General features: G+C 52.3%; 19 protein-coding genes. 11 read left to right on the forward strand and 8 right to left on the reverse strand.

Annotated features, from left to right (window positions below; genetic code table 11):
- Positions 1 to 70: 70 nt before the first annotated feature.
- The 5 genes from SY83_RS01195 to SY83_RS01215 all read right to left on the reverse strand — a co-directional run bounded on the left by SY83_RS01195 (position 71) and on the right by SY83_RS01215 (position 9873).
- Positions 71 to 922 (reverse strand): AraC family transcriptional regulator, encoded by an 852-nt coding sequence (locus SY83_RS01195; protein WP_068603486.1) that lies wholly within the window; start codon positions 920 to 922, stop codon positions 71 to 73.
- Positions 923 to 1031: 109 nt separating this feature from the next.
- On the reverse strand, positions 1032 to 2033 hold the full coding sequence (locus SY83_RS01200; RefSeq protein ID WP_197479931.1) for a cyanophycinase: 1002 nt from the start codon (positions 2031 to 2033) through the stop codon (positions 1032 to 1034).
- 106 nt (positions 2034 to 2139) lie between these two features.
- Positions 2140 to 3495 (reverse strand): stalk domain-containing protein, encoded by a 1356-nt coding sequence (locus tag SY83_RS01205; RefSeq protein WP_068603489.1) that lies wholly within the window; start codon positions 3493 to 3495, stop codon positions 2140 to 2142.
- Positions 3496 to 3527: 32 nt separating this feature from the next.
- Positions 3528 to 4376: a hypothetical protein gene (locus SY83_RS01210; protein ID WP_068603491.1), complete on the reverse strand. Its 849-nt coding sequence runs from the start codon at positions 4374 to 4376 to the stop codon at positions 3528 to 3530.
- Positions 4377 to 4488: 112 nt separating this feature from the next.
- Entirely contained in the window at positions 4489 to 9873 is a 5385-nt protein-coding gene (locus SY83_RS01215) for a choice-of-anchor I family protein (RefSeq protein WP_082882241.1), read from the reverse strand.
- 208 nt (positions 9874 to 10081) lie between these two features.
- On the opposite strand from SY83_RS01215, the gene SY83_RS01220 reads away from it, so the two are divergent.
- The 5 genes from SY83_RS01220 to SY83_RS01240 are packed head-to-tail and all read left to right on the forward strand — an operon-like array spanning position 10082 to position 13740.
- Positions 10082 to 10954, forward strand: coding sequence for a VOC family protein (locus SY83_RS01220; protein WP_068603494.1), 873 nt, complete (start codon positions 10082 to 10084; stop codon positions 10952 to 10954).
- 33 nt (positions 10955 to 10987) lie between these two features.
- Positions 10988 to 11383, forward strand: a complete 396-nt coding sequence (locus tag SY83_RS01225; RefSeq protein ID WP_068603495.1) for a RidA family protein — start codon at positions 10988 to 10990, stop codon at positions 11381 to 11383.
- 30 nt (positions 11384 to 11413) lie between these two features.
- Positions 11414 to 12190 carry a methionine ABC transporter ATP-binding protein gene (locus tag SY83_RS01230; RefSeq protein ID WP_068603497.1) on the forward strand — a complete coding sequence of 259 codons (777 nt, stop codon included), beginning with the start codon at positions 11414 to 11416 and terminating at the stop codon, positions 12188 to 12190.
- Positions 12187 to 12861 carry a methionine ABC transporter permease gene (locus SY83_RS01235; protein ID WP_068603500.1) on the forward strand — a complete coding sequence of 225 codons (675 nt, stop codon included), beginning with the start codon at positions 12187 to 12189 and terminating at the stop codon, positions 12859 to 12861. Before SY83_RS01230 ends, SY83_RS01235 begins: the two co-directional genes overlap by 4 nt.
- A 39-nt stretch (positions 12862 to 12900) precedes the next feature.
- On the forward strand, positions 12901 to 13740 hold the full coding sequence (locus tag SY83_RS01240; protein ID WP_068603502.1) for a MetQ/NlpA family ABC transporter substrate-binding protein: 840 nt from the start codon (positions 12901 to 12903) through the stop codon (positions 13738 to 13740).
- A 66-nt stretch (positions 13741 to 13806) separates the two neighbouring features.
- Here the strand turns inward: SY83_RS01240 and SY83_RS01245 are convergent, their stop codons facing one another.
- Both SY83_RS01245 and SY83_RS01250 read right to left on the reverse strand, forming a co-directional pair.
- Positions 13807 to 15123 carry a deoxyguanosinetriphosphate triphosphohydrolase family protein gene (locus SY83_RS01245; RefSeq protein WP_068603504.1) on the reverse strand — a complete coding sequence of 439 codons (1317 nt, stop codon included), beginning with the start codon at positions 15121 to 15123 and terminating at the stop codon, positions 13807 to 13809.
- Positions 15124 to 15144: 21 nt separating this feature from the next.
- A complete protein-coding gene (locus SY83_RS01250; protein WP_068603506.1) occupies positions 15145 to 15513 on the reverse strand; it encodes a hypothetical protein in 369 nt (122 codons plus the stop codon).
- A gap of 132 nt (positions 15514 to 15645) precedes the next feature.
- Here SY83_RS01250 and SY83_RS01255 point away from each other — a divergent pair, with 132 nt between their 5' ends.
- The 6 genes from SY83_RS01255 (at position 15646) to SY83_RS01280 (ending at position 23832) form a co-directional block, all read left to right on the forward strand.
- Entirely contained in the window at positions 15646 to 16434 is a 789-nt protein-coding gene (locus SY83_RS01255) for a futalosine hydrolase (protein ID WP_082882706.1), read from the forward strand.
- A complete protein-coding gene (locus SY83_RS01260; RefSeq protein ID WP_082882242.1) occupies positions 16418 to 17383 on the forward strand; it encodes a 1,4-dihydroxy-6-naphtoate synthase in 966 nt (321 codons plus the stop codon). The genes SY83_RS01255 and SY83_RS01260 overlap by 17 nt, the downstream gene beginning before the upstream one ends.
- 85 nt (positions 17384 to 17468) lie before the next feature.
- On the forward strand, positions 17469 to 18281 hold the full coding sequence (locus tag SY83_RS01265) for a hypothetical protein (RefSeq protein ID WP_068603508.1): 813 nt from the start codon (positions 17469 to 17471) through the stop codon (positions 18279 to 18281).
- A complete protein-coding gene (locus SY83_RS01270) occupies positions 18278 to 18871 on the forward strand; it encodes a hypothetical protein (protein WP_068603510.1) in 594 nt (197 codons plus the stop codon). The genes SY83_RS01265 and SY83_RS01270 overlap by 4 nt, the downstream gene beginning before the upstream one ends.
- A 39-nt stretch (positions 18872 to 18910) precedes the next feature.
- Entirely contained in the window at positions 18911 to 20614 is a 1704-nt protein-coding gene (locus SY83_RS01275; protein WP_068603511.1) for an SWIM zinc finger family protein, read from the forward strand.
- Entirely contained in the window at positions 20611 to 23832 is a 3222-nt protein-coding gene (locus SY83_RS01280; protein ID WP_068603513.1) for a DEAD/DEAH box helicase, read from the forward strand. Before SY83_RS01275 ends, SY83_RS01280 begins: the two co-directional genes overlap by 4 nt.
- Positions 23833 to 24256: 424 nt before the next feature.
- Here the strand turns inward: SY83_RS01280 and SY83_RS01285 are convergent, their stop codons facing one another.
- Positions 24257 to 25366, reverse strand: a complete 1110-nt coding sequence (locus tag SY83_RS01285) for a M24 family metallopeptidase (protein WP_082882243.1) — start codon at positions 25364 to 25366, stop codon at positions 24257 to 24259.
- Between the last annotated feature and the right edge of the window lie 58 nt (positions 25367 to 25424).

Below are 25424 nucleotides of genomic sequence, written 5' to 3' on the forward strand. Positions count from 1 at the left end.
TAACATGGGTGTTTCCATCAAATCTTCCTCATTTGGAACAAAATATTGCTAAAAACGGCTATTTCATCGCCTAAACTGACATCTCTGTAACCTGGTCCCGATATTGTTGAGGGCTCACCCCCACAATGTGCCGGAACGATCGATAAAACGGAGTCTGGCTCTGAAAACCGCACTGCAGACAGATGTCGAGCACAGGCAAATCGGATGTAATCAGCAAACGTTTGGCCTCATTGATTCGAAGATGGGTCAAATACTCTTTAAAGCCTTCACCGATCGTTTCCTTGAACAAATGGCGGGCTCTGGATGGACTTAATCTTAACAAATCCGCGATGTGTTCCAGTTCAAGCGGCTCGCGAAACTGTTCTTTCATAAGAGAAAGGGCCGGTTGCAGTTTGTTATACGAGTTAAAGACCCTGTTCATTTCCTTGCGCGGGGTGTTATTTCCATAGTGACGAAGCAGTAAAGAGCAAATCTGCAGCAGTATACCGCGCATCATGCTTTTACACCCAACGCTGCGTTCATTATATTCCTGTTGAAATTGAAGGAAAAGAGCGCCTAACTCATCGGCGATGCGCGTTCCAGCCGGTATCTGATTGGAAAACTGTGCAGGATTATATATAAAGGGCAGCAATAATTCTTTGTCCATCTGATCCATAATGCTGGGGTCAAAAAAGATAAACAAATACCGGCTTGGGTCCTCCGGATCCGACTGCGCGATATGTCTTTCCATATTGTTAACCACAAATACATCACCCGGCTGTACCCGGTATTTCTTGTCTCCGAAGTAGAACCATCCCTGTCCGGATACACAATAGCCAATTTCAAGCGGCGTATGCCAGTGAAATGTTTCCACCATCGAAATAGGTGTCCAATCCTCGATAAGAAAAGGCATATCCTTCTCAAATTCATAGAAAATTTCCATAAGCCGCTCCCTCGTAAAGATCCCCGTAAATGTTACCTTCAGCTAAAGTATACATGAACAACAGGCATAAAAAAAAGACCGCACCCAAAGGTGCAGCCTTATGTTTCAATTAATACACTGAACCCTTGGAAGAGGTTAACGAACCGTTAGCCGCGTTCAACGTATACGAAGTACCGCCGCTGCCGGACCAGGAACTGAGGTTAAACGACTGCGATGAGGAGTCTCCGACTCTGTATACAGAAACGTTGTTGATCTTAAGCGGCTGGCCGGAAGAAATTGTGGTCGCCGCCTGGGTTGTTTTGAGGAAATACACATACCCCGCTCCCAACACATAACCGCTCCCGTTCGGCTCAACTACATAGGCGGTTGCTTCGTCTACTCCAATGCCTTTGGCCCCGTTGGCCGGTGCCCAGCCGTCTTTAATGTTCCTTGCGACAAAGCCCACCAACCGTCCCATCCGATCCCGCTCATAGAAGTGAGTATCCACAATCACGTCACTGAGATTCCATAACGCGTTGAAATCGCGGGTAAACGTCATGTAGTTGATGAAAGGATTATCCAGCGCCTCATCCGAATACACCGAACCGTTCCGCGCATCATAGATGTGCTCCCCCATGACCATAGCGCCGGCACTTGTGCCTCCGATCGGCACACCGCGTGTTTTCAGCTCGGCAATCGCGGTTTCCACCTTGGTGTCCTTGAAGTAGTTCACATACGTATTCTGGTCGCCGCCTGCAATAAACAGGGCTTCCGCATTGCGAATTTTATCATAAATGAAGTTGTCGTTTGCGCCGGTTTTGTTCTTCACAATCAGCGTTTCAACAGAATTGACCGTGCCTAGCCCATTAACGTAGGAGTTGTAAGCGTTGGTTCCGGACGTACGCAGAATGACGAAATCACCGCCGCCGGACTTGTTGATCATCCATTCGAACGCCTCATCCACATCCGTGCCGCCGCCCATGATGACCATGCCGCCCGAAGTCGTTGTCGTCACGTTCGCAGTGCTGCCTACTGAAAAGTAGTCGTAATTCGTTGCGGCGCCCGCGCTGAAACCTGAAGCTACCGTACACACCAATGCAGCAACCAGAGACCAAGCCGTTCTTTTCTTCATCAATAATTCCTCCTCTAAATTGGGTTCGTTCACCGGGATTTTCCCGGCACCCATCTTAAAGCAAGAACCATACCTGTTCTTCACAAAGCGTTAATAAAATAAAAAATTAGTTGTTCAGCCAGTCCGACATGTGCTCCGCCAGTTTCTTCTCTCCTGCTTGGGAGCGGTGAATCCAATCGATGAAATGGGAACTGTTCCACTCACCTGTTTCCTGATTAAAGTCTTTAAAGGCGATGTTTTCCTGTCCTGCCAAAAGCTCCCGGATCGCATTCACTTGCGCCTCAAATCCGGCTTTAGTCAGCGTTGTATGCTTATACATTTCCGAGGTTAGATACGGCGGAACGTAAATGAAGAAGGATTGTTCCGGTCGATTCGCCGCTACATCCCGCAGCAATTCCAGCTGCTTCTTCAAAGCCGGGTCCAGCCCGCTCTTGGCATAGAACAATTGTTTACCTCGAGCGATCCTTTCCTGCAACTTGAGCGAGCCTTGTTGCGCGTAAGTCGGATAAGGAAGATCCAGTTTCTCGTCATCCCGGCTCATGTCGGTGCGAAGCGAGCTTAATGCGGACGGGTATGCAGGCAACGGCGCTTTCAGCATCGTATCCAGTCCCGTGTAAGGCTGAGAAGCGCCCCAGAACGTTTGGAGCTGGATGACCACGGTGGACGCGGACATGTCTTTCAGCGTTTTTTGGATCAGAGGTATCATCTCATTGGCGGAGAATCCGGGTACACCCAGGTTATATACGGGTTGCCCCAGTTGAGATCCGACCAAAGCCGGCAACGCTTCGGAACGGCCCAGATAGGATCCGTAGGTTGTGGAATCGCCAAAGAACAGATGAGACTCCGTGCTGTCCTGCTGATTCAAGTAAGCTAACCAGGCAGGTGTCTTGGTTAACATCGTGTGATTGGGAAGCGTCAGCCGGTAACGGCTTAATTCGGCCGCCCCAGTAGTCGGGCCCCATTTCTTACGATTGCTGTCAATTGTAATCACTTGCGTGCCTGCGTTGAAGCCCACCGTCGCGCCGAGGGACTCGCTGACGAATCGGAGCGGTACCATGGTCGTTGTGCCGATGACGCGGCCCGGCTGCGACGTTAACTTGATTGGCCAGCCGTTCTTCACGGCCTGTGTTGTACCCAACTTATAAATAAGTTCCATCTGATTGCGCGTAGCCGTTACGGTTTGGCTCTTATTCTCGTAGTAGACACCCGCGCCCAAGGCCTCAAAGATGCGGCGCATCGGCACCAGCGTACTTCCGTTGATGACTTTCGGCGGGACGTCAAACTTCAACTTGATACCGTCCAATACGACAGACAGCGATGGCGCGGCTTCCGTTCTCGGAGGCGAGATCGCTCCCGCTCCGGATGTCACACTTAAGGCGAGAAGCAGAGTCAGCGCTGCTGCTCGCTTTGTGAGTAGTTTAGTGAGTGTCACGCGTCCGGCTTGCGGAGCTTGAAGGTTCATCGATAGTCATCCTCTCATTCTTGTTGTGTATTTCAATCCAAGGTCAGGCGGGTGAGTCTGCGATTACCCGGCGTAAACCAGGCGTAAGGATGGGCAACCCGATAACACCAAGGCGATTCCGAATTCCCGCCATATTGCGCTCTGAGTGCCTCGTCAACAAGGCTTTTCGGTACGCTTGTGCAACCGTTGAGAATAAGATCCGGGTTGTAAGCGGTAAGCCGCCCATGGAAATCGGACTGAATCTCATCCACACCCCACAGAGCCATCCACACCCGATCTCTTAACTGGGCAAAAGGCTTCTTGCTGAGCGTCCCGCCATGAATCGCATGCAAGGAAGTCTGGAACTGTATCGGATTTCCGACGATTACGCGGAATGACGCGGTCTCCGGCCAGTCCACTGCCTGTAAAACCGTCTCCAGCCATTTGTCCATATGCGCTCCGGTTTGCCCGTTGGCGGGACGTACCGGCCTCGCTTGCGCAATGCGGCCGACGGCTAAAGCACGGTCCCCAACGACCGGAATGCGCACTTCAGCGCCTTCGGCGTCGAGATAGGTATATTCATCATTGTGCGGGGATTCCATCAGGATCAGCAATGTTTTCTGTGGTGCTTGCGATACAGATGTAAGCTCTAATGTGGATTCGGTCCACTTTGTATGGCTCACCGCCAAGTCTTGATCCAGCTTTGTCACGTCCCAGGAACGAGTCTCAGCTTGATAGTGCGCATTATAACGATGAACATCCTGAACCGCCATGGGCTCCGTGAAGAACTCTTCTACACAGCCGTTCCGATAGAATCCATTCTCCGTAAGCTCCACTTCGATATGTATCTTAGGCATTGTCATGCGTTCGGCAAGATGAACCTGTAATTCGATCTCTGGCATGCTTGATGATCCCCCTTGCAGCTTCTAAATCTATGAATCTATCATACCATACGAGCTTTATGTACAAAATTAATCAAAAAACCATCGCCCCGATACGGGGCGATGGTTCAGTTTATTTAGCGATTGCCTTTAGGAAAAGTGATAGCATCGTTGCCGCTTCAGCACGGCTTGCATACGCTTTGGGAGCAAAGTACATGCCTTCTTGTCCCGCGGTCGTACGACCGTTGATCATACCTGCTTGCTGCATCATGCCGGCCGCCTCTTTGGCGTAACCTGAAATCGTAGATTCGTCTTTAAATGTCGTCACACCGCTTAGCGCAGGTAAAGAATAATTTAGATGTTTGGCGGCTTGCAAGATCATGACCGCCATCTGCTCGCGTGTAATCATGGATTTCGGACCGAATGTATCCTTGGACACGCCGCTGGTAATGCCTTGTTCTGTAGCCCATTCCACGGCTTTCACATAATAATCCTGCTCCCTGACATCTTTAAACCGCGAAGAGGTATAACCGTTCAGGTCTGCTCCAGCCAGTTTGGACAGCGTTAGCGCAAAGTCCGCGCGAGTCATGGACTGGGAAGGCGCGAACATGTTATTGCCGCTCCCGCTGATGACTCCTCTCGCCGCCAGATAAGTAATGTGATTTTGGGCAAAGACAGGGATGGCTTCCTTGAATGAAATCAGATTGTATCCGACCCCGTAAGTGGAAAGGTGCTTTACACCGAGATGTATCATTCCTGTTGAAGCATTATAGTAACTGTTTGGAACAGGCATAACTTTTCCGTTCTCATCAACAACGTAAGCAACAAGAGCATGCTCGTTCTCGGTTCCTGCTTTCGTGTAAGGTACTCGCAGCTCTACCTTACCTCCGTCCAGAGAAGTAATGGTCTTGCCCGAAACCTGTAAAGTGAATTCCCGGACGGGACGATTACCGATTAACGGATTGTCGACGGATGATTTGGTTGCCGCGATGGATAAGGAAACAATACCTTGATTAGCTTGATTGGAAATCGCCTGGATCATCTTCTGGTCGAATACAACGGCTCCGAGTGATGTTTCCAACGTCAATTTCGCCGCCTTGCTAGGGGTCAATTGAACAAACACTTCCGACGGGATGTCCACTACGGATTTGTTGGCACCCGAGTCACCCTCCGTCCGAATCGTGATCTCCCCTTGTGAGCCTTGTGGTGCTTGAGTGAGTGCTGTAATCGCAGCCTTCATCTGTTCGGCTTTAACCGAAACTGTCGCTTTGCCTGAAGCATCTGTCACAGCCTGCACTTCAGTCGTTACTGTCAATACATTATGGTTACTTTCGACAGTGGGCGGCGCTGTTGGCGGCACTGTCGGTGGTACTGTTGGCAGCACTGTCGGTGGTACTGTCGGCGGCACCGTTGGTGGTACTGTCGGTGGTACTGTTGGTGGTACTGTTGGCGGCACTGTCGGCGGCACTGTCGGTGGTACTGTTGGCGGCACCGTCGGTGGCACCGGATCTACCGGACCGGTTGCAGAAGCGTTCACCGTTACTTGAGCCTGCGCTACAGCATATCCATCCGCCGTTTGCGCCGAGATCACAGCAACCCCTTCCTTAACCGCGGTAACCTGACCCGTCGAATCTACGGTGGCAACCGCCTTGTCGGATGAAGTCCATGTTACCGTCTCCGCGCTGCCGGCCGCCGCAGTGACTGTCGCATTTAACTTATGCGCGGCACTACCTGCTTCGAGTGTGACGGCGGCTTGGTCTAGAACGATCCGGCTCACGTCCAATTGAAGAACACCTACGGTACCCCCCACTTCATGGGCTACAAGCAACAGAGGCAAGCCGGTTGGGCTGGCAGCCGCCGGAATGAACTCAATCCCCTCCGGACCTGTGTCCGTCTGCAACATATTGGCGGAATCGAACGTGCGTGTGTTTGTATAATTTATAAACATCGGGTTTGCCGGATTCGACACATCATAGGTCATAATGCCGCCTATGCGTTCCAAACCTATGAAAGCTATTACTTTCGATCCTACTTTCGCCACCTTGATATCTTCCGGCTCAGGTCCTTTCTTGGCACTGCGGTCGTCGATCGCTACTTTACTGTTGCTGGTGTTGAAGTTATTCGGTAACCGCTGGGCCGTAATCTTCTCAAAGTCATTTGCGCTGTCATAGACCTGTTCCATGCTGGCCGCATTCCAGATCGAGAAGGAACGTCCACCGTACATATAAATTCCGTCCGTTCCCATATCCGAAGCCACTTCAATATCATCATAAGCGGTCTTTCCGTTCAGGAACTGTGCAGCGGGTGAACCCGTCGGCAACGCGCCTCTTACAGCGCCGACTTTCGTACCGTTCCCTCTTCCGGTCCATTCTGTGACATCCCCTTCGTTAGCCGAGAACAGATAAGTGGTTCCGTCTATCGTTTGCGAAGCGATTCCGTCCGGCATATACATTCCGTAGAAAGGAACATTCTCCAGTTTAATCACATTGTCTTTAACGATATCAAGCGCATTGCCAGGAGCATTGTAATCTTTCAGTCCCAGCCATTTCACAGAAGTAACTTTCTTGGTTGCGATATCCACGGTTGCGATCGCATTATTCTCCTGCAGGGAGACATAGGCTGTGGTATTGTCATCCGATAACGTGATGTACTCCGGCTCCAAATCACGGATTGCATCATTCTTGCTGCCTTTCTCCGTGATCAAGCCTTTCAAAGGATTTTGCGGACCCCGAATGTGCACACCATCGCCAATAACGGCAGGATTATCGAATTTAGCGTGTACAACTTGGTCATTCGTCATATCCACAATTGTAACGCTGCCTTCCGGGTCTGAACCGGCGGCGCGAGGCTCTGCCTCATCCGCCGTAAGCAGGTACCTGCCGTCCGTCGTGAATTTAATCATATCGGGCTGTATGCCCGCTTCATAACTTTCCAGCAGGTTTCCGGCGTAATCCAGAACCAGGATCTTCCCTGCTTTCATGGAATCTGCTTCTTGCACCGATACCGCTACTCGTTTGCTAATCGTGTTGATGTCCACACTGGTTAAATCCCCGTAAACAAAACCATTTGTCTCAGCCAACGTCTTCACAGCTACGGTAGCCTCTTTGGTGAGCGTACCGCTGCCGGCCAGTTTCACAATATCAAGGCTTGGCGGCGTTGTTGAACCGTTAACCAGATAGAACTTACCGTTATCGCGATTATACTTTACGATTTCGGCTACCCCGCCGTCCTTATTCGTAGTTCCTACGGCATAATGAGCAATCTTTGTGATTTTCATTCGGTCCGTGAAGAGATCTGTATTTGGCGACACTCTAACATGTGTTGCAGCATCAGATACCACAAGACGCAATTTATGGTTGTACACACCCAACGTTCCCGTTATGGACACTACATCTCCGAAAGTTACGTTTGGTTGACTGCCGTTGATATACACAGTAAAACCGTTGTCTAAAGTAATCGTGTTCGCCGAGCTCTGGACTCCGTTAACTCTGCTCTGAGTAGTTATATGACTACCATATACAGAAGCTGTAACGGACGTCGTTTGAGATATATAAGATGTCGTTTTATCAAAAGTTTCATAGATGTTCAGGCCGTAAATTTTCTTACTGAGCGCCGTAACGTTGGCTCCTCCTATGCGTAACTCACCTTCTGACTTTATTAATGTACCCGTCACACGAACCTCTGTCCCCACCGGTATGGTTGAATTCATCCCCTCAACAGCAATCGCGCCCGTGAAGGACTGAACATATCGTACAGATGAGGTTTGCCCCTTATCCAATTTAACGGTAGGCGTCGTTACAAGTCCCTCAATCGTGAGTGCTTGTCCAATGAGCAAGGAATCCGTCTGCAGTGTATTAATGAGCTTGACATAGTTAGGGATCGTTTCCACATTACCTTCTGCCGAACCCGATTTCGTAGGGCTAGGAGTAACGATACTGAAATCATCCGCATTGTTATTGGTTTCAAGGAAACCGATTCTGCGCACCCCTTTAACGGCTGACGGCAAGGAGCCTCCGCCAACGGCTGTTCCCTCTAATCCTGGCGCTGTTACAGCACCGTATCCAACAGCATCCACAATATGTAAAATTTCATTGTATAACTGGACTTGGCCGTCCGTATCAGACATACCAATCGACTGTTCCTTAACACTTGCATAGGCATCCGCTATATAGGCTTCACCATAGTTCTTGTCACTTGTATTGCCCCAGGTGGCTTCTAAACGAACAAGGTAATAATCACCAGCATGAATTACAGCATTATCTTCAAACGTATAGGTTTGTACTGTCGTCGCGCCTTTATTGCTGTATCTAAGCATATGCCCCTTTAGAGAAATGGTTTGAGCTGTAGGATTGTAAAGCTCAATAAAATCATGCAAATACGGTGCGGCATTGCCCGGCGAACTGATTTTGCCTCCGCCCCCGTACACTTCGTTAATTAACACATGATCTGCGGGAGCTACCCGCTGGTTAATCGTCAGAGGAAACGTTTTATAAACACTCTGTTGTACAGTTGCGCTGTCATCGGCATACACCGTAACATGAACAGAACCTTGGGTTCCGTTCGCGGGAATACCTGTAATGACACCCGTGACCGCATCCAAGTTTAAACCTGAAGGAAGATCAGGCGAATTAAACGTATAGGGCGCTGTGCCTCTCGATACCGATATGGACGCTTGGTACGGGTAACCAATGAACGCCTTAGGCAGCGTACTCGTCAACATCCTCGGAATCACGCCCCAAGGGCCGTCCACAGAGCCGCGCGGCCCCACATCCGCAAGGACTTCGGCATTTGCCGCGCTGTAATCCACTTGACGGAAATCCGTCTTATTATTGTCCGTGTCTCTCAAATCCGCACGGTAGATCGACTTCTTCTTGGACGTTCCCCCGTCGGAACCTGTCGGATACTCTGTTTCGTATCCGTCGATCGTGCTTCCGTTATCATTACTTCCCGTACCCACCAGATCCACATAGCCGGTCGGCTTGGCTACGGAAGGATTCACATCCTGCAAAGAATTCTGATTGCTCATCAGGGCAACCTTCAGTCCTTTATTGTTGATGAAACGGCCTGTCCAAGTCTGGTCCGATTTAGCGGCCAGATCCATCTTCTGAGTCGCAGGCAGAGCGCCTGTCGGCGCACCTGTAATCAGATAAGAGGAATGAGCCTTAATCGTTCCGGTCAAATCCAATTTAGACCAAGGCAACGTACTGCCGGTTGTGGCATTCGTCCCGCGGTCGGCATAATGTAACGACCACGCGCTCATATCAACGTCTTGATCGGTCGGGTTGTACAATTCGATAAATCCATGAGAGAAGTAGGTATCTGCCGCGGCAACAAGGCCCCCGCCATAAATCTGATTGATAAATACATGAGGAACTCCAACTTGATAATTTCCATTGCCATCGTAAGGCGTTCCGAGTGAAGGCGAACTGGCATAGGCGGAAACTCCCCCTAAAACCGTACCGGCCAACAACTGCAAGGCCAAACATAGAGTACTCCATTTCCTACTGCGATTAGACAAAAAGACTCACTCCCCATTCCTATTTGCGATAAGTATATAGGCCATTTGTTATGGGAAATGTCGGAGTAATCCTAATTTTTTGTAAAGATTTCTGGTAAGTTTTCGCTACGTATTGACAACATTCGACATAAGCTTTATCATAAAGCAAAATAAAACCGAGCAGAATACTAGGAATTGTAAGCAGGATTGAACTAATGCGGAGGTAACGATGAGCGTCCAAACAATAAGCATACGCGTCGATCATGTCGGCATTATCGGTACGGATTTAGCACGGATGACCGACACATACAAGAAGCTGGGATTCTATACTTCGCCGCCTTCAGCCATGGATGCCGGAGTAATCGGTCAGTCCGCTCCCTCGTGGAACACCCACTATGTGTTCGACCGTGGTTACGTGGAGCTTATCGCATCGAGCGGCAAGGACCATCTGGCATCGTATTTGGACAAGTATGCCGGCATACACACATTAGCTGTCGCCACGACAAATGCGGAGACATCGCGTACCCAATTGCAAGAGGCCAAATTGGATCCGCAAGCCGTGTTACATGCCTCAAGACCGGCCGCACACGGAGAGCTTCAAGGCACAGCCTCATTCCGATGGTTTGGGTTTGTCCAATCCTCATTCCCGGAAGGACTGGTCTGTTATGTCGAACAGCTTACCCCCGAACTGATCTTTCAGCCCAAGCGTCACAGGCACCCGAACGGAGCAAACGCTCTTGCCGAAGTATTTATCTATGTGCCTGCGGAACAGATGGATGAGGTCGTGCGGCGGTATGCTCTTTTGGAAAAAAAAGAAAAGAATTCAGCTGTCGGCAGTTCCCGTCCCCCCTTCTGGTGTGACAAAGTCACGTTCCTTGATGAGGCTGGGTTGCAAAATCGCTTTCCCGGGGAACACATCCCGAAGGCGGCCCGCGTGATCGGTATGTTGCTTGAGGTAGAGGATCTCAACGTAGTACAGCAACGGCTCACCGCCAATAAAGTACCTCACCGTCAACAAGATTGGGATCAACATGCGGAAGTATGGGTGGATTCAGCGTCGGCGGAAGGTTGTCTCATAGCATTTCAAGCATCCATTCAATAACTATATGTACGACATCAGAAGGAGCAAATAACCATGGCAAACAAAGAAGTTGTTTTCACCCCCGAGGTGTGTCCTCCCAAAGGACCTTATGCGCAAGCCGTTAAAGTGAGTGAAGTGAAGCATACGATCTATACCGGTACTATCACCGCGCTGGATCAAGATTGGAACGTTGTCGGGGCCGGCGATCTGGATACTCAAGTCCGCAAAACGATTGAGAACCTCGAACTCATTCTAGAAGCTGCAGGCGCTACATTAGCGGATGTGGTCAAAACAACCTGGTATCTTGTAAATATTGAAGATATGACGCGCGTCGCGGAAATACGCAATGAAATGTTCAAGGGCGCGGTGCCTGCTTCGGGTACAATTCCGATTAACAAGTTGTTCTATCCAGAGCTTTTGCTCGAAATGGATGCAGTAGCCGTCATCTAAGAAAACGCAGTTTAAGGCAGGGGAATAGATATGATTCACTTACAGAATGTCAGCAAAACTTATCCTTCGAACCAAGGGAAAAGCGCACCGGAATTCATCGCGGTACAACCGAGTTCCCTTCAGGTTGAACAAGGTCAGGTATACGGCATTGTCGGCTTCAGCGGCGCGGGTAAATCGACGTTGCTTCGTCTCATTAATCTGTTGGAAGTTCCGACAACGGGATCGGTGCATGTGGACGGGCAGGATTTAACGATGCTCAGCCAGGAAGAATTGCGCATTGCCCGGCGCTCGATCGGCATGATCTTTCAGAACTTCAATCTGCTGAGCAACAAAACCGCGCTCCAGAATGTGGAATTCGCTCTGGATGTCGCGGGAATCGATGCCGCCAGCCGTAAGAAGCGCGCGCTGGAATGTCTGGACATTGTCGGGCTCTCCGACAAAGCGGGACATTATCCGGCACAGCTCAGCGGCGGCCAGAAGCAGCGCGTGGCCATTGCGCGCGCGTTAGCCAACAATCCCAAAGTGCTGCTGTGCGACGAGCCGACTTCGGCGTTGGATCCCCATACGACGCTATCCTTATTGAAATTTCTTAAAGAAATTAATCGCAAATGGAAAGTGACCATCGTCATCGTGACCCACGAAATCAATGTTGTTAAATATTTGTGCGATGAAGTGGCGGTCATGGAAAACGGTCATATTATTGAAACGTTAGATATGCGGGACCCTCATGTGCAGCCTTCCAGCAAACTCGGCCGCTTCCTGTTCGATACGGCCGACGGATTCACGAAGGAGGCTGATTACGAATGAACGCGTTTCTGACCGACTTGCAAACGTATTTCCCCGAAATCGTGAAAGCGATGCAGGAAACACTCCTGATGGTTTCCATTTCGGTGGCTTCCGCCGTGGCGTTCGGATTGCCAATCGGCATTCTGTTGTACCTGACGTCGCGGGGGCACCTGCTGTCTAACAACCTTTTGCACAACAGCGTCAATTATATCGTCAATACGGTTCGTTCTTTTCCGTTCATTATTTTGCTGGTGGCACTCATTCCGTTAACCCGGTTGATTGTCGGAACGACGATCGGACCTCTGGCCGCCTCCGTTTCCATGTCCATAGCCGCCATCCCGTTCTTCGCCCGTTTAGTTGAGCAAAGCTTGCGCGAAGTGCCTAAAGGCATTGTGGAAGCCGCTGTGGCAGCCGGAGCTTCACCGTGGCACATTGTCACCAAAGTAATGTTGTCGGAGTCCAGATCCGGCTTGGTATCCGGGTTAACCGTAACGACCATCTCATTCATATCCTATTCCGCAATGGCTGGCGCTGTCGGGGGCGGAGGCATCGGGGATTTGGCGGTGCGGTACGGGTATTATCGTTTTGAAACGAGTGTCATGATCATTTGTATCGTCATTCTTGTGGTGATGGTTCAATTGGTGCAGTGGCTCGGGAATCGAATCGCAAAGACGTTGGACAAGCGGGGTTAATCAACGTAAATTAAACTAACTATTAAAGGGGATAAGGGTATGTTGAACAAAAACATTAGAAAAACCGCGCTGGCACTATTGATGGTCATGATCATCGGGGTGCTGGCGGCATGTGGGAACAGCAGTGAGACGGCGGATGACAAAAAAGAGCTGAAAATCGGATTTTTCCCGGGACCTTATGCCGATCAATTCAAACGCTCCATTCAGCCGATCCTGGAAGCCAAAGGGTACAAGCTGGAATCCGTGGAATTCACGAATGCCCTGCAACCGAACACGGCCTTGTCGGACGGGACGATTGACGCGAATATTTTTCAACATACGGCATTTCTGGAATCTTACAAGGAGCAGCAAGGCGTTGACGATTTAACGGGTTTGGTGAAGATCCCTTCAGCGCCTGCAGGTGTTTACTCCGATAAGTTCAAGAGCTTGGACGAGCTGAAAGACGGCGCGCACATCGGTTTGCCGAATGATCCGTCCAATATGGCCCGTTCCCTGATTTTGCTTGAAAAAGCCGGCATTCTGAAATTAAAAGGCGAAGCGGATCCGCTAACCGCGTCCGAAAAAGATATTGCCGAGAATCCGAAGAATGTGAAAATTGTTCCGTTGGATGCTCCGCAATTACCTCGCGCACTGGGCGATGTGGATTACGCCGTGATACCGGGTAACACCATCATTTCCGCAAGCAAATCCCTGTCCGATTCGTTGCTGCTCGAAGAACCAGCGGAAGATTTACAGATTATCGTGGCTGTGAAGGAAGGCAACAAAGACAAGACGTACCTGAAAGATCTGGCCGCGGCTTACCAGTCCCCTGAGTTCAAGAAATTCATTGAGACGGATGAGAAAGCCAAAGGTTTTTCGAAGCCAGAGTATATGAAGTAAACCATTAGTGAGAACAGGCCCGCCATCATGTTGGCGGGCCTGTTGGCGTATAAAGCATGAAAGCTGCTAATCCATCTCGTAAATCGATCCGGTCTTGCTCGCGAACAATTCCCCGTACACTTTCTCCGCGTAGGCATCCGTCATTCCCGCTACATAATCCGCTACGAAACGCGGCCAGCTCCAGTTCGCTTTGTTCCGGTCATATCGTCCGATCCAGTCCGGCGGGATGATCATCCGGCCTTGCTCTTCCACTTTAAAGCTGTCCCATAGCTGCCGGATCATAATCTCACTGCGCTTCTGCAGCCGCTGTACGCGAAAGTCCTTGATCAACGTCACCCAAGCAAGTTTCTTCAGAATCTCCATTGTCCGCAACAGCTCAATATCATGTTTGCCTTCCTTCACGAACGTAACGCGTTTCCATCCGTTGGATGCATCATCGATAATCCCGACTCTGCCCGCGAACGTGCTTACCCATCGCGCCTTCATCTCTCTGCGGGTACGCGAGGACTCTTGATGATTCTCGGCGTAAATCGTTTCCCATTGGCTCAAATAATCCATCAGCACCCGCTTGACCATCGCCGGAATATTAACCTCATCCCATTCACCCAGCAAATTTCCCCGGTCATTGATAATCTCTAGAACCACCAGCTCGACCAAGCGGTCGTTTTCGAAGAAGGTGCGGTTCATCTGGATTTTGCCTGCGCGAATGCCGTCTTCAATATCATGGGTGGAGTAGGCGATGTCATCGCTGAGATCCATAAGCTGCGCTTCAAGGGTAGAGCAGCCCTCCGGCATCTTCCACTGGTCCCTCAAATAACGGATGCCTTCCCATTCCACACCGTACACCCCTTTAAGACGTCCCGGTTCTTCCAAAGAATACGGATATTTATTCACCGCCAGCAGCACCGCCGCCGTCAGATCCAAACCATAGTCGCTGCCCGCCCGTTTCTCGAGGAACATCAAGATCCTGAAATTCTGGGCGTTTCCTTCAAAAGCTAACCCATGCTCCGTTTTCAGAATCTGGTCCAGCACCTCTTCGCCCTTGTGTCCGAAAGGCGGATGGCCTAGATCATGTGCCAACGCGGCGCACTCCACCACAGAGGGATCCATCATGAGACCGGGATGCTCCTTGGCTTGTATGAACGGATATTGCATCCCCATCCGACGCGCCACTTCGCGGGCGATCTGCGACACTTCCAAGGAATGCGTCAGACGTGTCCGGTAATAGTCGCCGGTTCCGGCGCCGAATACTTGAGATTTGCCTTGCAAACGGCGAAACGCCGGGGACTGAATCAATCGCGCGTAATCCCGCTCCACTTCGTCCCGTTCCTCACTGGACGGACTTAAGGAGGGTTCATCCAACCGAAGCTTGCGTAAGTCCATAGGAACGCCTCCTTGAGCACATTAGTCTTTTCGGTTCACCTTAAATCCCCAAAGTGTATCTTTCCTGTATCCTGCCGTAAGCCTCAGCGCAGCCAACCCGGAATCATCAGGGTGAAACTGCTCCAGGTAACGGAGGAACGCCTCTTCAAATTGGATTTCCATATTCAGCTTATTGTATTCACTGGGATGATTCCGTAACGCCGTGCGATGAAGCTCCCATGCTGCCCGATCCTCCGGCGTGCCTTGCCCCGCTTTCTGTTTCTCTGTCAACCGGGTTAATTCGCGTCTGGCCGCGCCAAGTTTGCCGGAGCTTCGGTACATTTGCGTCAGAAGAAAAGCACCCAGTACGACCGCGGCCGCCATCAGCCACAGCCCTTGCCCTTCATTCATGTTGTCACCTTATTTCCAAGTTTAGAATGTATTTCATTATAGCATAGCCGAGGTTCACATCCTTCACACGCACTGTTACAATTAGAGCATATGTCATGATTTTCTTAGTAAGGAGTTGGAGCATTGAAAGACTTGAATCGATCTGAGGTCAAAATAGACCCTAATTACATAAAACGAGATCGGATCCTCATCGTCACCGCGGTCGAAGCGGAGCGCGAAGCGCTGCTGCGGGGGTTGGGGCGGAAGCAAGACGACAGACGGTCCGAGGATGCTACGGGAGCGGCCGAGACTGATAACAGAAACTCACTGGATGCTGCGGGCGCGGGGCGCGTGCATGTCATTGCAGGCGGCGTCGGTCCCGCAGCCGCCGCCGCGAGCACTTCGGCGGCACTGGCGACAGCCGGCGGCGCATATGCTGCAGTGATATCCGCAGGCATCGGCGGCGGCTTCGCCGGTCAGGCGGAGATCGGCTCGCTGGTCCTCGCCAGCGAGATCGTCTGCGCCGACCTCGGCGCGGAGGCGCCGCCGCAAGACTTCGTCAGCATCGACCAGCTGGGGTTCGGCACCGCGAGCTACACCGCGGATGCCCCGTTGACGGCACGCCTGGCGGAAGCGCTTCGCGCCGCCGGGCTGCCGCTTGCCGCGGGTCCCGTGCTCACGGTGTCCACCGTGACCGGGACCGCGGAAACCGCGGCACGCTTAGCGCAGCGCGTGCCGGGGGCGACCGCCGAAGCCATGGAAGGCTTCGGGGTCGCCGCGGCGGCGCAGCTCCACGGGGTTCCCGTGGTGGAGCTGCGCGCCGTAAGCAACGCCGTAGGCCTGCGCGATCGCGGGGCTTGGCGCATCAAAGAGGCCCTGGCAGCGTTGGAAGCTGCCGGGGCCGTATTAGCGGAGGTGTTCGAGCATGAATGCGACGAATAACGATAACTACCGTTCAACCTTGGTTGAACCAAACCGTAACCAGAGTTCACAAGACAAACTCAGTATCGCTTACTCACCATGTCCCAACGACACTTTCGTGTTTCACGCCCTAGCTCATGGACTCATTCCAGGTGCGCCAGAGTTGGACGTTACATATGCGGACATTGATATCACGAACGGTCTTGCGGCTAAAGGTACCGGACCCGATGTGCTCAAAATCTCCTACGCCGCCTTACCTTGGGCGATGAAGGATTACGCGCTCCTGCCATGCGGAGGAGCGCTCGGACGGGGGTGCGGACCGCTGGTGTTGACGAAACCCGATGCCGCAATGGAAGGCTCCCAGGCTGTTTCAGGCCGCGCAACATCCGCCAAGGGCACAGCCCCCAACCCCGCATCCCTTGCCGGACGTCGGGTAGCGGTGCCAAGCGAGCGTTCCACCGCCTACCTGCTCTTCCGGCTATGGGCCGCGCAAAACGTCCCGGGGGACGCGCTAGACATCGTGGTCCTGCCGTTCCACGAAATTATGCCCGCGGTCCGGGACGGCCTTGTGGACGCGGGCCTCGTCATTCACGAGGCCCGCTTCACCTACCCGAGCTACGGGCTCCAGATGATGGCGGATCTCGGGCAATGGTGGGAGTCCGATACCGGCCTCCCCATTCCCCTGGGCGCCATCATCGCCCGCCGCTCGCTGGACACCGCGACCTTGGCGCGTCAAATTCGCGCCTCCGTCGAATACGCTTGGTCGCGCCCCGAGGCCTCGCGCGACTATGTGATGGCGCACGCGCAGGAAATGGATCCTGGCGTCGCCAGACAACACATTGATCTGTACGTGAACGCCTTCACGGCCGATCTTGGCGATGACGGCTACGCCGCGGTTCACGCGCTGCTAGGCCGCGCGATGCATGAAGGTCTTGTGCCAAAGTTCGATTTGGCGACCCTTCGAACCTAAGATATAACGTAACAAGATAAGCTCCGTCTACCTCAAACGTAGATTGGGCTTAAACTTTTTTTAGTACACATAAAGGAGACATCCTATGAACAAAACTTTCACATGGCTTATATTCGCTGCCGTTTTTACAGCCTGGGCAGGCAATTATTACGTGTATCAATCCCATAAGCTGGAGAAGCCGCTTTTCTTGAGACACTATTATGAGATGCCTTCCGCCTCAATGGAGCATTTTAAACTTTACTACTTAACTAATCGCGAGTCCAAAAGAGCACCCATCTTCTTCGTAACTGCTTCTGGTCTAAAGTTAACAATTGAACAGACGAAAACAAGAGATGAGCAGGGTCGAATCGTGCTTAAGGAAGCATATATCGCAGCCGATAAGGAGCAATTAAAAACAATCAATAATACGTTAAGTTTCAACAATCTGACTGCTCACTACAACGACGGAACAAGTGATTCAGTGGAAATAGGCGAGATGATTGTGCATCCCGTAATTAACAAAATTCCGCCTTTAGAATCGAGATCCGGCGGTGGGTCCAACCAGGGAACCGGATATAACGGTTTCGTTGCCAATAGAAATGTTACCATATCTGCCGTTTCCCACAGTTTTCCTTCTCAATTATCGGATGTCATTACGACACAATTTAAAGGCAGCGGTTCCGATAACACCAACCAGTTTCCAATGGTCTTTCGCAAAGGCGAAGCAGGATACATGGATTATACGTTCCGACTACCTAAAGACGATCCAAGAATAAATAACGCATATCAAATTATGTTTAGCTACTTAGATGATAAAAGACAAATTGCAGGCTTCATGAACACCATTGAGCAACCCCAGCTCTACTCCGGCGACCTGGACGACTATATTCGCACCCGAAAGGAGGAGCTGCAACGATGAAAAACGCGTTTCTTCGCATCGCGCAAGGCTTTTTCTGGGTCCTGCTCGATCTGCGCCTGTTTGGCATCGACTGTATACCCGATGTAATCGGGTACGTCCTGATCTGGAGTGCCATCAGCATGCTCGGCAATGAACACGCGCCTTACCGTAAAGCGCTGCCTTTTGCCATCGGACTTACGTTCCTATCCATATTTGAAGTCTACCCGTTTCTTACCGTCGTGGAACAGTCCTATCCTAGCACCATCCCTGCCTTGCTCTTTCAAACGATACAATCCCTGCTCTTGCTGTTCATGTTCCGCATCATTCTGCAGGAGCTTCAAAATCAACTTCTCCAAGCCAAACTCCGGAGCTTCGCCCGCCAGGTTCATTCGCGCAACCAATTCTTCACATTCGTTACCGCGGCCGGACTGATCTACATGCCTTTTACACTGAATCTATCCGAATTATCGCAACTTTACGGGAGTTTACTGCTCATTATTATGCACATCATCGCGATGATTCTCCTATGGATCACCTTTCGGAAAGCCGCCAAGTTGTTGCCTGTCGAACCGAAGCCTCCCCTTGCCGAACATGATATAATGGAGCTATAAACTTGCGAAACGATCCGGAACAAGGAGATAACCCTACCCATGAACGATCTACAATGGACCCGAATGATTCAGGATGTTGCCAACCAGTTCGACGACCTGACCCTCAAGCGGGGATTTAACTACTATAAGCAAAATCGTGTCGAAGAACTCAGCCTCGAAGACGCTCAATTAGTCCATTCCACAGTCCACGGTACGGAGGATTATGAGGTCACGATTGACCTGGAACATTTGTATGAGAGCGAATGCTCCTGCCCGGTTTCCAGCAGTTGCAAGCACATCGCAGCTACCTTGATGGAGTACGCCTCCAGACAGGAACGGCCCGTGACGCAGTTGGCCAACGCCCAGGTGGAAGCCCGGCTCCAGCGCGCCAAAGCTTCCCTGCTGACCCAAACTCCAGCGCGTAAAGCGGCCAAGCAGAAGCTAACCGAGTTGACGGCCAGAGCGGACAGTTTGTCTTTGGATGAATGGCATGAGCTTTTTGAGCTGAGCACAGGGCATCTTCATTTAAGCATCGGCGGTCTTCATTACATGGACCAAGCCCTCAAGACCGTCCAATCCCTTAGACTCAACATTCCCAAGCCGCTCAAACCGCTGTTTGAGATGCATTTATACCTCTATATGCTGAACAAAATCATTGACTATCGCGGGCAACAGCGCAATGTCTACTTTGTTTACGGCGGAACGTACACGGATCAAGCGGTTTCGGAGTTACTGCAGGTCATTATTGACAAATGGCTCGAAGCCGCCGCCTCCCTGACCGCTCCCGAACACACGGATTTATTGCGGCAAACGGTCGCTCGCATACGTGAACGGATGCTTGCCGAGCCGGCAGAGATGCGGCATTATCTAAGGCTTTATACGCAGCTTTGGATGGCCTCAGCTTCAGGTCCGACGGAGAAGTCAGAAGCATCGCGGGCATCGGAATCACTATTGGAATTGGAACTAGGGGAAGCGACCGAGGTAGCAGCAAATGCCAACCAGCTTCTTACCAAACTGGACCCCGCCGCGGAATTACTTGAATTGGAGAAGCTTCATGAAACCGCTCTGGATCGTGCCTCCGCGCCCCCTTCACCTTCGGGTTTGGCTTACGCTCAGGCTACTTTGCTGTTTCTGTCCGGGAGGGATGAAGAGTTCCTTTCCCTGTTAAACCAGGCAGCAGATTATAAATTCCCGATGGACATGGTACTGGCCTTCCCCAGACAAGCCGAAGCCTCCGGGAACTGGGAGCGGTTGGAGGTTATGTTGCCGGGGTTAACGTCCTTTTTTGCGGGAAAACGTCGTGTCGATTGGCAGGAATATATGTCGCTGTGGGATCGGCTTACCGAGCACAAGCCGGAGGCGGCGGAGCGCATGTGGCACATCCTCACCACCAATCTGCCTCATTCGAGAGGCATTTATGAAGATATGTTGTACAAGCACGGGCAATGGAAAATATGGATTGAACTGCAGCTTGTGAACGGACGAGATCCGCTGGATTTCCGGGTCAGCGACCTGCAGCCTATCGAGAAAGCCGCGCCGGAGATGCTGCTTCCCTTCTTTCATCAATCGGTGGAGCGTTATGTGGCGGTAAAAAATCGGGACGGGTACAAGTCGGCCGTGAAGCTTCTCAAACGATTATCCAAGTTGTACAAAAAAATGAAGATGACTCCGCGCTTCGAAACCTATATGGCCTCGTTTATCGTCAGGTATCAGCGGTTGCGCGCGTTGCAGGAAGAGCTTCGGAAAGGAAAGTTGGCGGAATGAGCACCTATTTGGAAACGATTCATGTGCAGTTGATATTAGCGGAAAGCGGGGATGCACTCCTGTGGGGAACGGACGATTCCGATTATACCGTAGCCGGTTGGAAGTTCAGGCAGCTGTTATTTGCCTGGCATGAGGAGTCGTTTTACGGCACAACCTTGGAAACCCGCGTGATGGAAGATCTGGCGGTTACGATTCTTCCCGCGGAGATGGCGCTGTCCTTCTTTGGTAACCCCCAGCTCATCAGCCCGGTGGAATGGGCCTGGTCCGACGACGCCAAGCGTGTGCTGAAGGCGGCCCCCGCGTTGTTACGTATGGCGGGCACGGGAGCACATCATCATCCGAGCTATCGCGCTTATCTGAACGGGACATTGCAATGGACATGGGATGTGGACGCCATGAATGCCGAGGACCGTGAATTGCTGGCGACATTCACGGATTCGGAGGTGGATCAGGAGTTGCTTGCGGGACTACAGGCCGCTTTCTCGGCAGCGGTCTTTGAACGCCATTACAACAACGAGGCGGCCGCGGCTGATTTGCGGCGGGAGTATCCGTTGTTGTTTAACAAACCGGCTGTTGCCGCCGATGTAGTGGGCACGGATGCTGAAGGTCATTTGGCTCTCGAGGCTACAGACGAGGCCGTCGGGCGCATGCTGCGCGCGGCGGGGGATGCCGGCGAGAAGGATTGGCTCGTGTCCATCGGCTGGAAGCCGGACACCGCGCCATTCCGACCCGCGCTGCAGCTGCTCGAGCCGTCGGATGAGGCGCCGGACTGGCGTCTTCAGCTTGTCCTGCAGGACAAGCAAGACGTCGCGTCCCTTGCGCCGATCCGGCTGCACGCCGACGGCTCCGCCGCGGGCGCCTGGGCGAGCGCGTGGACGCCGCATGTGCGCGAGCGCTCCGCCGGCTGGCTGACGCGGCTTCGCGCGGCGCTGCCGGCTGTCGCCGCGGCGGACGCGGGCTTTGACGCCGAGAAGCTCGGCGATGAAGCCGCGTGGCGGTTCCTGACCGCCGAGAGCCGCAGGCTGTTGGACGCCGGCTGGCAGGTACTCCTGCCGGCTTGGTGGGAAGCCGCGAGCCGGAAGAAGCCGCGGCTTCGGGCCCGCGTCAGCGCCGACACCGGCGCCGTGTCCGGCCGGGACGGCGAGTCGCTGTTCGGGCTGAATGCGCTGATCGATTTCGATTGGCGCATAGCGATTGGCGACGCCGACATCAGCGAGGAGGAGTTCCTTGACCTCCTCGCCCGGAACGAGCGCCTGGTGCGCTTCCGCGGGCAATGGATCCAGCTGGATCCCGCCCTGCTGGGCCAGATCCGCAAGCTGATGTCCAGCGTGGACCGCGAGCAGGGGCTGTCGTTTCAGGACGTGCTCCAGCTGCATTTGCTCGGAAACGCCGACGAGGATGTTGCCGGCGGAGACGAGGCTTTGTCCGAGGAGAGGCGTCTCGAACAAGAGCATCGCGTCCGGCTCGAGGTTGAGCTGAACGACCATCTGGCGAAGCTGATGGGCCAGCTGAACCAGCCCGAGGCTTGGGCGAAGGTGCCCGTGCCTGCGGGACTGCGCGCCGAGCTGCGCTCATACCAGCAGGACGGCTTCGGCTGGCTGACGTTCTTGCGCCGTTACGGGCTCGGCGCCTGTCTTGCCGATGATATGGGCCTCGGCAAAACGGTGCAGTTTATCGCGTACCTGCTGCACATTAAAGAGAGCCATGCGGCTTATCAGGCGGAGTTGGCCTCAGGCCCCAAAGCTGCTGATTTCACTCCATCCACTTTGGCTCCTTCCCTGCTCATTTGTCCGACATCTGTTCTAGGCAACTGGCAAAAGGAACTGACCCGATTCGCCCCGGACCTTCGCGTCCTCCTGCATTACGGCAACCGCCGGTTGACGGGCGAGGCGTTTCATGCGGCAATAGCTGAGGCGGATATTGTGCTTACTTCATACGCGACAGCGAATTTGGATCAAGAGCTTCTGCAAGAGTTGACATGGACATCCCTATGTCTGGACGAAGCTCAGAACATCAAGAACGCCCAAAACAAACAATCCGCAGCCGTCCGTTCTTTAAACGCCCGACACCGCGTCGCGTTGACAGGCACACCGATTGAGAACCGGTTATCGGAGCTTTGGTCTATATATGATTTTATGAATCCGAATTATTTGGGGAGCCAGCGGTCGTTCCAGAACCGTTTTGCCAATGCGATTGAAAAGAATCGGGATGAACAGCGCACCGCGGACTTGCAGAAACTCATTAAACCTTTCATGTTGAGGCGCAAAAAGAAAGATCCCGCCATCCAGCTGGATCTTCCCGACAAGAACGAGATGAAAGTATATGTTCCGCTTACGGCGGAGCAAGGAGCGATGTATGAGCAGGCTGTGGCGAACCTGATGGAGCGGATGCAGAAGCTGGAGGGTATCGAGCGCAAAGGCGCGATTCTGGCGGCGTTAACGCAGTTGAAGCAGCTTTGCGATCATCCTGCGCTTTTGACCAAAGATGTGCCGGTGGATGGGCAAGCCGATGTTCGTTCAACGGCGGCCTCTGCGATTAAGGCAGGTGCATCTGCATCACAACCTTCAGAGAATGTTGCCGTTCAACTCACCGAGGACACAGTTGCTCAGCACATGGGGGATCTTGACGTTGCTCGCGCGGAAGATCAGGTGTTCACGGAGGCGTTCATCGGACGTTCCGCTAAACTGGACCGGCTGCTTGCCATGGTCAAGGAGCTTCGGGAGGAAGGCGATCGTTGTCTGATTTTTACCCAGTATTTAGGGATGGGACGTATGCTCAAAGGGGTATTGGAGCAAGAATTAGCGGAGCCCGTCATGTATCTGAACGGCAGCACGTCGAAGAATGAGCGTGACCGCATGATTGAAAGGTTCCAATCCGGTGATCCGGCGGAGCCCGCGGTGTTCATTCTTTCGCTTAAAGCCGGAGGAGTCGGGCTGAACCTGACCGCGGCCAACCATGTGTTCCATTTCGACCGTTGGTGGAATCCGGCGGTGGAAAATCAGGCAACGGACCGCGCTTACCGCATGGGCCAAACCCGTGATGTGCAGGTGCATAAATTCATTTCCCTGGGCACGCTGGAGGAACGCATCGACGAGATGCTCGAGAACAAAATGGCGCTCAGCGACAACGTCATCTCCACTTCCGAGGGTTGGATCACCGAGCTGTCGACGGATGCTTTGAAGGATCTGTTCACATTGCGGAAAGAGTGGGTCGGCTAAACGCCGTTTAGTGCGATATCCCTTTCACTCAGTTCATTGTAATTACTGGATATGTATGTCCATATGTCAAAAAAGGGCGTTATCCCTTTCTCTCAGCAACTATAATTTTCCTGAATGTTTAAATTGCAAAAACCACCAACTTGAATTATATAGTGCTCCCCGGGACATTACTTCTGCCAAATTCCTGCAACCGAGTCGCTTTAGTGCTCCCAGGGACATTATTTCGATGAATTACCTGCAACTGAGTCAATTTAGTGTCCCTGGGATATTATTTCTCGGTAACACACCAGCTGAGTCTTCGGGATATCCCACTTTTGAGCATTATACACACTTACTGAGTCTTCGGGATAACCCCGCATTCCCCAACAAATAAAGGCAATGCCGCTGACCCGCTCGGGATCATATGGCATTGCCTTTTACTCATTTACACACCCAACCGCCGCAGCTCTTTAGGGAACGAGGTCAACACCTGGGGGTTACCATGAATATCAATATAAATATTGTCCTCAATTCGCACGCCCCCGACACCCGGCACATACACCCCCGGCTCAATGGTGAAGAGCATGCCTTCCGCCATCGGCAATGGGTTATTGCCCGCGATGGAAGGCGCTTCGTGCACATCCATGCCGAAACCGTGACCGACACGATGAGGGAAGTACTCGCCGAAGCCACGCTCTGTGATTTCTCCCCTAGCGGCGGCATCCAGGATCCCGATCGGCTTACCTACCTCCACCGCGGCAATTCCGGCCCGATTGGCGGCCAACACCGCTTCATAGATGCGTTCCTGCTCCTTCGTCCCCTCTCCCACAAGGAAGGTTCGGGTAATATCAGAGCAATAGCCGTCCACGACAACGCCCATATCGATTATCAAGAAGCCGTCTCGCTCGATGGCCGCCCCGCCCGGAGATCCATGCGGAAGTGCAGAACGGGCTCCCGTCAGCACAATAGTACTGAACGCCGGTGCGGACGCCCCCAGCTTTTTCATCTGGAACTCGAGCTCAGCTGTTAGCTCAGCTTCAGTCATGCCTACCCGGGCGCGTGCGACCGCATGCTCCATGACTTGCTCAATGACTCCGATGGAAGTACGCACTTTAATGATTTCCTCCGGACTTTTGCAGACTCTGAGCGACAGCACGAATTCTTCGATATCCTCAAACTTGGCGCCGGGCAACGCTTGTAAAATCAGTTCTCCCTTGCTCAAAGATACACTGTTCATCTCCAGCCCCACCCTAGTCACGCCTTTCCCCAGCTCGCGGCTCAACACTTCATAAGCATTATCCGTATCGGAAATGCCTACAACCCGCTGAACATATCCCGCAGCCTTCGCTTCTTCCACATCCAGTAACGGCACAAACAGCGTTTCTTCCCCGGTCCGGCCATCCACTGCATAAGCCAAAAACCGCTCATGCGGATTACAACGGAACCCTGTAAAATAATACACATTAAGAGGTGAGGTGATTAGCGTTGCGTCTATATTTTGCCCCTTGAGATAGTCAAGCAATTGATTCTTTCTGGTTTCAAAAATCGTTTGCATCTACATTCCTCCTGCTTCTTTTTTTCTAACCATTATAACTTATAACCTTACGTCTTCC

Origin of the sequence: Paenibacillus swuensis (genome assembly GCF_001644605.1) — a bacterium.
GTDB classification, from domain to species: Bacteria; Bacillota; Bacilli; order Paenibacillales; family DY6; genus Paenibacillus_N; species Paenibacillus_N swuensis.

Coding starts and splice junctions, on each gene's coding strand:
- SY83_RS01195 (WP_068603486.1), bottom strand. CDS start 922: ATGGAAATTTTCTATGAATTTGAGAAGGATATGCCTTTTCTTATCGAG.
- SY83_RS01200 (WP_197479931.1), bottom strand. CDS start 2,033: ATGAAGAAAAGAACGGCTTGGTCTCTGGTTGCTGCATTGGTGTGTACG.
- SY83_RS01205 (WP_068603489.1), bottom strand. CDS start 3,495: ATGAACCTTCAAGCTCCGCAAGCCGGACGCGTGACACTCACTAAACTA.
- SY83_RS01210 (WP_068603491.1), bottom strand. CDS start 4,376: ATGCCAGAGATCGAATTACAGGTTCATCTTGCCGAACGCATGACAATG.
- SY83_RS01220 (WP_068603494.1), top strand. CDS start 10,082: ATGAGCGTCCAAACAATAAGCATACGCGTCGATCATGTCGGCATTATC.
- SY83_RS01225 (WP_068603495.1), top strand. CDS start 10,988: ATGGCAAACAAAGAAGTTGTTTTCACCCCCGAGGTGTGTCCTCCCAAA.
- SY83_RS01230 (WP_068603497.1), top strand. CDS start 11,414: ATGATTCACTTACAGAATGTCAGCAAAACTTATCCTTCGAACCAAGGG.
- SY83_RS01235 (WP_068603500.1), top strand. CDS start 12,187: ATGAACGCGTTTCTGACCGACTTGCAAACGTATTTCCCCGAAATCGTG.
- SY83_RS01240 (WP_068603502.1), top strand. CDS start 12,901: ATGTTGAACAAAAACATTAGAAAAACCGCGCTGGCACTATTGATGGTC.
- SY83_RS01245 (WP_068603504.1), bottom strand. CDS start 15,123: ATGGACTTACGCAAGCTTCGGTTGGATGAACCCTCCTTAAGTCCGTCC.
- SY83_RS01250 (WP_068603506.1), bottom strand. CDS start 15,513: ATGAATGAAGGGCAAGGGCTGTGGCTGATGGCGGCCGCGGTCGTACTG.
- SY83_RS01260 (WP_082882242.1), top strand. CDS start 16,418: ATGAATGCGACGAATAACGATAACTACCGTTCAACCTTGGTTGAACCA.
- SY83_RS01265 (WP_068603508.1), top strand. CDS start 17,469: ATGAACAAAACTTTCACATGGCTTATATTCGCTGCCGTTTTTACAGCC.
- SY83_RS01270 (WP_068603510.1), top strand. CDS start 18,278: ATGAAAAACGCGTTTCTTCGCATCGCGCAAGGCTTTTTCTGGGTCCTG.
- SY83_RS01275 (WP_068603511.1), top strand. CDS start 18,911: ATGAACGATCTACAATGGACCCGAATGATTCAGGATGTTGCCAACCAG.
- SY83_RS01280 (WP_068603513.1), top strand. CDS start 20,611: ATGAGCACCTATTTGGAAACGATTCATGTGCAGTTGATATTAGCGGAA.
- SY83_RS01285 (WP_082882243.1), bottom strand. CDS start 25,366: ATGCAAACGATTTTTGAAACCAGAAAGAATCAATTGCTTGACTATCTC.